This is a genomic window from uncultured Aquincola sp. (genome assembly GCF_964001545.1).
Lineage (GTDB): Bacteria > Pseudomonadota > Gammaproteobacteria > Burkholderiales > Burkholderiaceae_C > Aquincola.
In genome coordinates, this window is the sequence record NZ_CAXFDV010000423.1 from 1 (window position 1) to 6,838 (window position 6,838).

Consider the following 6,838-nt stretch of genomic DNA (forward strand, 5'->3'; position numbering starts at 1 on the left):
ATGAACTTGTCGCCGGTGAAGTCGACGCCGGCCGCCACGTCGTGGGTGCCGCCGAAGCCCTTGAACTTGCCGGTGTAGTCGCTTTGCAGCGCCACCGTGTCCAGGTCCATGATCTTGTTCTGCGTGCCGCGGGTCAGCACCGTGGCGTCGCTGATCGTGTCGCGGGTGACGGCCTGGCGGCCAGGCTGCAGGTTGGCAGCGGCAAAGCGCACGGCGCTGGCGCGCTGGTCGCGCTGGTACTTGGAGATGCGCAGCACGCTGCGCAGTTCGCCACCGTTGTCGAAGCGGTGCAGGTGGCTGCCGGTGCCGATGGTGACGTTGGCGCTGGCGTAGTCGCTGGCCATGCCGTAGTAGGCCTTCGGGCTCACCGGCACCAGGCCGGGGCCGCCGTCCTTGCCGGCGCCGTTCAGCCAGGGCAGGCCGTAGGTCACGCCGTTGTCGTTGTCCAGCAGGTACAGGCCGACGCTGAATTCGTCCTGCAGGCCGATGCCCCAGCGGAAGGTGGGCGCGATGCCGCGCTTGTCGATCTTGTTGCCCCAGTTGTCGGCCTTGTTGGCCATGGCGTTGATGCGCAGGGCCGAGTTCTCGCCGGTCTTGACGTTGAGGTCCGTCGTGGCACGCACGAAGTTGCCCGAGCCGATGGTGACCGAGACTTCCTTCTGGTCGTAACTGAAGGGCTGCTTGCTCACCTGGTTGACCGCACCGCCGGTGGAGCCGCGGCCGAACAGCATCGAGGCCGAACCGCGCAGCACTTCCAGGCGGTCCCAGTTGAAGGAATCGCGTTCATAGAAGGCGGGGTCGCGCAGGCCGTCGATGAAGATGTCGCCGGTGGACTGCAGCGAGAAGCCGCGCAGGCGGATGTCTTCTTCGCCGCCTTCGGCCGCCTGGAAGCTGATGCCGGCGGTGTTCTTCAGTGCTTCCTTCAGCGTGTCGAGGTTGCGGTCGTCGATCAGGCGCTCGGTCAGCACGGTGATGGACTGGGGCACGTCGCGCAGCTCCTGCTTGCCTTTGCCAATGCGGGTGTCGGTGGCCTGCACGTTCTGCTTGCTGGTGGTGGCCGTCTCGGCCGCGGCCTTGGCGCGCACCACGGGCAGTGCTTCGGATTCCTTCTTGGGCGGCTCGGTCTGGGCCAGGGCCAGGCTGGCAAAGCCGAAGCCGGCGGCCAGGGCGCCGAGCGGCAGCATCGCGGGGCGGGAAGTGCGTTTAGACATGGTTGTCCCTCAAGTCAGTCTTTGGTGTCTGGGGTCGTGACGATGAGCGGTGGCCGCGTCAGGGCGCGGCCACCGGCTGCCGGCGGGCGATGGCTGGCCGGAATCCGGAAAAAGGCGACGGCCCTTGCAGGCCGCGCGGGATCAGCGCTTCTCGGGCTCGCTGACGAAGCCGATCTTGCTGAGGCCGGCCCGCGAGGCATCGGCCAGCGTCTCGGCCACGTTGCGGTAGGCCGCGGCCTGGTCGGCGCGCAGCTGGATCTCGGGCTGCGGCTGCTTCTGGCCTTCGGCCAGGAAGCGCTCGGCCGCGACTTCACGCGTCACCGGCTCACCGTTCCAGTAGCGGGTGCCTGCGGCGTCGATCGCGAACTCGATGCGCTCCGGCTTGGGCTGGTTGGCCTGCGAATCGGCCTTGGGCAGGTCGAGCTTGACGGCCTGCGTGAGCAGCGGCGCGGTGACGATGAAGATCACCAGCAGCACCAGCATCACGTCGATCAGCGGCACCATGTTGATCTCGGCCACCGGCGCATTGCTGCGCTTGGCGTCGAAGGAAGCGAAAGCCATGGTCGTGGACTCCTGGGCGCCGCGTCAGGCCGCCGAGGCCGCGGGCTTGAGCGGGCGCACGCTGGCACCGGCCGATTGCTGCGCACCGGCGCCGGGCGCTTCGCCCAGCGTCAGGAAGCTGTGCAGCTCATACGCGAACGCATCGAGGCGGGCGGTGAGCACGCGGTTGCTACGCGTAAAGGCGTTGTAGGCCATCACGGCCGGGATGGCCACGGCCAGGCCGATGCCGGTCATGATCAGCGCCTCGCCCACCGGGCCGGCCACCTTGTCCAGCGTGCCCGAGCCGCTCATGCCGATGGCCACCAGCGCGTGGTACACGCCCCAGACGGTGCCGAACAGGCCCACGAAGGGCGCGGTGGCGCCGACGGTGGCCAGCGTGGTCAGGCCGCTTTCCAGGCGGGTGGTTTCTTCGTCCAGCACCTTCTTGATGGTGCGGGTGATGAAGTCGTTGGCGCTGCCGGCTTCGGCCAGGCGCGCGGCGCCGTGCTTGGCATGGTGGGCCTGCGCATGCATCGAATGGGCGGTGAGGTGCGAGAACGGATCGCGCGCGCCATGGGTGGCGATCTCGTGCTGCACCGCGTCCAGCGAGCGGGCATTCCAGAAGAAGTCGAGGAAGGCGGTGCTGCGGCGGTTGCGCACCAGCGCCGTGATGCCCTTGAGCGCGATCAGGGCCCAGGACACGACCGACATCACGATGAGGATGCCCAGCAGCGTCTTGCCGACGGCGTCGCTTTGCGCAATGAAGTGGCCGAAGCCAAGGGTGTTGGTGGGTTCCATCGAGGGTCAACGCTCCAGTTCGTAAGACAAGGTGGCCGTGCTTTCGCAGACGACGGCTACGCCGTTTTCAGTGCAGGGTTCGAAGCGGGCCTGGGCCATGGCCGAGGTGGCGTTGGCGTCCAGCCGCGGATAGCCCGACGAGCGGATGACCGACCACTGGGCGGGCATGCCGCGCGTGTCCACCACCACCCGCAGCACCACGGTGCCGCTTTCGCCCATGCGGCGAGAGGCCAGCGGCACTTCGATGGGCGGCTGCACGCGCCAGCGCAGCGCGCTGGCCGGCACCACCTTCGGGCCGGCCGGGGCGGGTGCGGGGGCTGGTGGCGCGGGCGGCGCCGGGGGCGTGAACACCTGCTGCGGCACCGGCGGCTCGGGCGGCGGCGGCGGTGCCACGAAGGTGGGCGGCGTGGGCGAAGGCGAAGGCGCGGCCGCGATGATCGGCGCGGGCGCCGGCGGGGTCTTGGGGCGCGGCTGCGGTGGGGGCGGTGGCGGCGGTGGCGTGGGTACCGGCGCCGGCGGCGCCACCATGTCCACCACGATGGGCGCCACCTCGGCCACGGCCTGGCGCACCGCATCCACCTGCAGCAGCGCCCACAGCGCCGCCACGTGCGCGACCACGATGCCGGCGGTGAGCGCGGTGCGGGCGCCGCCGGGCAGTTCGTCGCGCTGGGCCGGTGGGCGCAGCGGTGCCGGGGCGGGCGCTGCGGGCACGGCGGCGGCCGGTCGTGCAAGGGTCATGGCTTGGAAATGGGAAAGAACCAGAGACAACGTTAAGAGATCTTAACAAGAATGAGAACAGTTCCCATTAAGAACCTCTCCTTGTCTGATGGACGCGACAGGCCAGGCGCAGCAGGTATGCTGCGCCGCATGAAGCTGATCGTTCGCTGGATGCTGCTGGCCGCCGCGCTGTTGCTGGTGGCCTATCTCTACCCCGGTGTGGCGGTGCAGAGCTTTGGCTCGGCGCTGATCGCGGCCCTGGTGCTGGGCTTGCTGAACACCATCGTGCGGCCGGTGCTGGTGCTGCTGACGCTGCCGGTCACGCTGCTGACGCTGGGGCTGTTCCTCTTCGTCATCAACGCCATCACCTTCTGGATGGCGGCCAGCGTGCTGCAGGGCTTTTACGTCACCGGCTTCGTGGCGGCGCTGATCGGCTCGCTGATTTACAGCCTGGCCGGCATGGTGATCGACGTGGCGATGGAACGGCTCTTCTGACCGTCCGCGTGGGGGCAGGTCACCACTGCCCGAAGAACACCCCCGCGCGCTTGTGCGCTGCCGTCGAGCGCTCCACGGCTTCGTCGCTCATCGTGGTGCGGTGCTTGCGCCGCGCCAGAAAGTCCAGCAGGCGGTTGCGCAGCTCGGCGCGCACGCCGGCATGGCCGGGGTCGGTGCCCAGGTCGTGCATCTGGTCGGGGTCCGCGGCCAGGTCGAACAGTTGCTCGGGCTGGTCCAGCCACATCACGTAGCGCCAGCGCTCGTTGCGCAGCGAGAAGGCCCGCGCCTGCTGCGGCGTCATGCCCAGCGTGCGGCGCGCTTCGCGAAAGCCGTAGTCCAGCTCTGAATAGGTAAAGCCGCGCCAGTCGGTGGCCGTGCCTTCCAGCAGCGGCCGCAGGCTGCGGCCTTCGATGCGCTGGCTGGCGCCGGGCACGCCCAGCAGGTCGAGCACCGTGGGCAGCACGTCCACCGCTTCCACGAAGCGCGAATCCACCGTGCCGCGGGTGGCATCGGCCTCGGGCCGCGGATCGACCACGATGAAGGGCACCCGCTGCACGGTGTCGTAGAAGAGCTCTTTCTCGCCCAGCCAGTGGTCGCCCAGAAAGTCGCCGTGGTCGGCGGTGAAGATGATCAGCGTGTCGTCCAGCACGCCCAGCCGCTCCATCTCGTTGAACAGCCGGCCCAGGTGATCGTCGAGCTGATGAATCAGCCCCTGGTACGCCGGCCGCACGGTGCGTATGCAGTCGTCTCGCTGGAAGCTCACGCATTCTTCCTGCTGGCGGTAGGCCGCCACCACCGGGTGGGCGTGCTGCAGCTCGGCCTGGCTGCGCACCACCGGCAGGCACTGGTCGGCGGTGTACATCGCGTGGTAGGGCGCGGGCGCCATGTAGGGCCAGTGCGGCTTCACGTAGCTCAGGTGCAGCACCCAGGGTTGGCTGCCCTGGCGCTGCATGAAGCCGATGGCCTGGTCGGTCATGTACGCGGTTTCGGAGTGGCGCTCGGCCACGCGCGCCGGCAGGTGCACGTGGCGCATGTGCCAGCCGCTGTGCACCTGGCCCTGGGCGTCGATGCCGGCGATCACGTAGTCGGTCCAGGGGTCGGCGCTGTCGTAGCCCTGGGCGCGCAGGTAGGCGGGGTAGCCGCTTTCGCTGCCGGGCGGGTGATGGCCGTCGTAGCGGTCCACCTCTTCAAAGCCGCCGCGCATCAGCAGCGTGCCCAGCTCGGTCTGGCCGTCGATGCCCAGGCGTTCCAGGCCGGCCTGGTCGGGCATCACATGCGTCTTGCCGGCCAGCGCCAGCCTGCGGCCGGCGCCGCGCAGGTACTCGCCCATCGTCACCTCGCCCACCGACAGCGGCACGCGGTTCCAGGTGGCGCCGTGGCTGATGGGGTAGCGGCCGGTGTAGTAGCTCATGCGGCTGGGGCCGCAGACGCCGCTGTTGACGAAGGCGCGGTCGAAGCGCACGCCGCGGCGGGCCAGCGCATCGAGGTGGGCGGTGCGCAGGTACGGGTGGCCGGCGCAGGACAGGTGGTCCCAGCGCAGCTGGTCGGCCATGATGAAAAGCACGTTCATGGGTGCGGCCGGCCTCAAGCCTGGAAGTTGGAGCGCTTGACCACCGGCAGCCACTGCGCGCGGTAGGCCTGCAGCATGGCCTCGGTCTGCGCCGCGGTGCTGCTCACCGGGGTCAACTTCAGTTCGGTGAAGCGGGCCTGCAGCGCCGGCTCCTTCATCACGGTGGCGATGGCATCGGACAGCACCCGCCGCCGCTCGGCCGGCATCGAGGCCGGTGCGAAGAAGGCGTTCCAGCCGTTGGCGGCGATCTTCAGCCCCGCCTCGGTGAAGGTGGGAATGTCGGGGGCGAAGGCCGCGCGCTGCGTGCCCGACATCGCCAGGATGCGCAGCTTGCCGGCCGCATGCTGGGGCAGCAGCGCGTCCAGCGTGTCGATGCCCACCGGCAGCGAGCCGCCGATCAGGTCGGTGGCCAGCGGGGCCGAGCCGCGGTAGCCCACGATCTGTGGCTGCAGGCCAGTGAGCTCGCCCAGCATCAGCCCGAAGAAGTGCGGCAGGCTGCCGGTGGCCGGCACGCCGAAGTTGGCGCTTTGCGGGTTGGCGCGCAGCCAGGCCACCAGGTGCGTGAGCGCCTTGACCGGCACCTCGCGGCCCACCGCGATGGCGAAGTCGTAGAGGCTGACGTTGGACAGCGCCGCGAAGTCGGCCGGCTCATAGCCCGCGTCCTTGAACACCACCGGCGCCACCACCATCACCGCCGGGTTGCCCAGCACGATCACGTGCTGCGAGGCCGGCGTGCGCTTGACCTGCTGCATCGCGATGCGGCCGCCGGCGCCGGTGCGGTTGTCCACCACCACCGTCACGCCCAGCAGCGGCTGCAGCCGCTCGGCCACCACGCGGGCCACCACGTCCGACGTGCCGCCGGGCGCGTAGGGCACCACCACGGTCAGCGGGCCGTCGAGCGAAGCGGCGCGGCCGGCCAGCGGCCATGGACCCAGCACGGCGGCGGCGGGCAGCGCGGCCAGCAGGCGGCGGCGCCGGGCGTCGGGGGCCTGCGCGGGGCGGGCGGTAGCATGCAGCGGGTGGCGGTTCATCGGTGTGCTCCGGGGCTGCCCGTCGGGCTGCCAGCTGCCCTGCACTCTAGTCACCGACCCATCAGTTGCAGAAATCAATCCATGTCGGGAATCACCCCACCGCAACGGCTCGACGAGTTGCTCAACTACCGGTTGATGCGGCTGCTGACGCTGGGCGGCGCACCGGTGATCCGGCTGTGCGAAGGGCGCTACGGCATTTCGCGCCGTGAGTGGCGGCTGCTGGCCTTGCTGGCCGCGCGCGGGCCGCTGGCGCCGTCGGCGCTGGCGGAAGAAGCCGCCTTGGACCGGGCGCGCACCTCGCGCGCCATCGGCTCGCTGGTGGGCAAGCGGCTGGTCATGCGTCAAGCCCGGCCCGGTGATGCCCGCCGCGCGGTGGTGAGCCTGACCGACAGCGGGCACGCGCTGTACGACGAGCTGTTTCCGCAGGTCGCCGGCATCCACTGCGAGCTGCTGTCGGTGCTGGAGCCGCCGCTGCG

Annotated in this window: 8 protein-coding genes; 2 read left to right on the top strand and 6 right to left on the bottom strand. The window is 70.1% G+C overall.

Annotation, left to right across the window (positions count from 1 at the left end; translation table 11 throughout):
* The 4 genes from ABNT58_RS14335 to ABNT58_RS14350 all read right to left on the bottom strand — a co-directional run.
* The coding region (locus ABNT58_RS14335) for a TonB-dependent receptor plug domain-containing protein (RefSeq protein WP_348754139.1) at nt 1-1,211 on the bottom strand (1,211 nt) is incomplete at its 3' end.
* Nucleotides 1,212-1,352: 141 nt separating this feature from the next.
* The gene (locus ABNT58_RS14340; protein WP_348754140.1) at nt 1,353-1,772 is read right to left on the bottom strand and encodes a biopolymer transporter ExbD; all 420 of its coding nucleotides are present in this window, start codon (nt 1,770-1,772) and stop codon (nt 1,353-1,355) included.
* 24 nt (nt 1,773-1,796) lie between these two features.
* Entirely contained in the window at nt 1,797-2,549 is a 753-nt protein-coding gene (locus tag ABNT58_RS14345; protein WP_348754141.1) for a MotA/TolQ/ExbB proton channel family protein, read from the bottom strand.
* Between the two features lie 6 nt (nt 2,550-2,555).
* Entirely contained in the window at nt 2,556-3,287 is a 732-nt protein-coding gene (locus ABNT58_RS14350) for an energy transducer TonB (protein ID WP_348754142.1), read from the bottom strand.
* 129 nt (nt 3,288-3,416) lie between these two features.
* Between ABNT58_RS14350 and ABNT58_RS14355 the strand changes: the two genes are divergently transcribed.
* Complete coding sequence (locus tag ABNT58_RS14355) at nt 3,417-3,761, top strand: phage holin family protein (protein ID WP_348754143.1); 345 nt, start codon at nt 3,417-3,419, stop codon at nt 3,759-3,761.
* Nucleotides 3,762-3,780: 19 nt separating this feature from the next.
* Here the strand turns inward: ABNT58_RS14355 and ABNT58_RS14360 are convergent, their stop codons facing one another.
* The gene (locus ABNT58_RS14360) at nt 3,781-5,331 is read right to left on the bottom strand and encodes a sulfatase-like hydrolase/transferase (RefSeq protein ID WP_348754144.1); all 1,551 of its coding nucleotides are present in this window, start codon (nt 5,329-5,331) and stop codon (nt 3,781-3,783) included.
* A 14-nt stretch (nt 5,332-5,345) separates the two neighbouring features.
* Nucleotides 5,346-6,362 (bottom strand): tripartite tricarboxylate transporter substrate-binding protein, encoded by a 1,017-nt coding sequence (locus ABNT58_RS14365; protein WP_348754145.1) that lies wholly within the window; start codon nt 6,360-6,362, stop codon nt 5,346-5,348.
* An 81-nt stretch (nt 6,363-6,443) separates the two neighbouring features.
* On the opposite strand from ABNT58_RS14365, the gene ABNT58_RS14370 reads away from it, so the two are divergent.
* Nucleotides 6,444-6,838: MarR family transcriptional regulator (locus ABNT58_RS14370; RefSeq protein ID WP_348754146.1), on the top strand; the 395-nt coding region annotated here is incomplete at its 3' end.

Excerpts from the sequence above, each read along its gene's own strand:
- ABNT58_RS14340 (WP_348754140.1), bottom strand. The coding sequence starts at position 1,772 with ATGGCTTTCGCTTCCTTCGACGCCAAGCGCAGCAATGCGCCGGTGGCC.
- ABNT58_RS14345 (WP_348754141.1), bottom strand. The coding sequence starts at position 2,549 with ATGGAACCCACCAACACCCTTGGCTTCGGCCACTTCATTGCGCAAAGC.
- ABNT58_RS14350 (WP_348754142.1), bottom strand. The coding sequence starts at position 3,287 with ATGACCCTTGCACGACCGGCCGCCGCCGTGCCCGCAGCGCCCGCCCCG.
- ABNT58_RS14355 (WP_348754143.1), top strand. The coding sequence starts at position 3,417 with ATGAAGCTGATCGTTCGCTGGATGCTGCTGGCCGCCGCGCTGTTGCTG.
- ABNT58_RS14360 (WP_348754144.1), bottom strand. The coding sequence starts at position 5,331 with ATGAACGTGCTTTTCATCATGGCCGACCAGCTGCGCTGGGACCACCTG.
- ABNT58_RS14365 (WP_348754145.1), bottom strand. The coding sequence starts at position 6,362 with ATGAACCGCCACCCGCTGCATGCTACCGCCCGCCCCGCGCAGGCCCCC.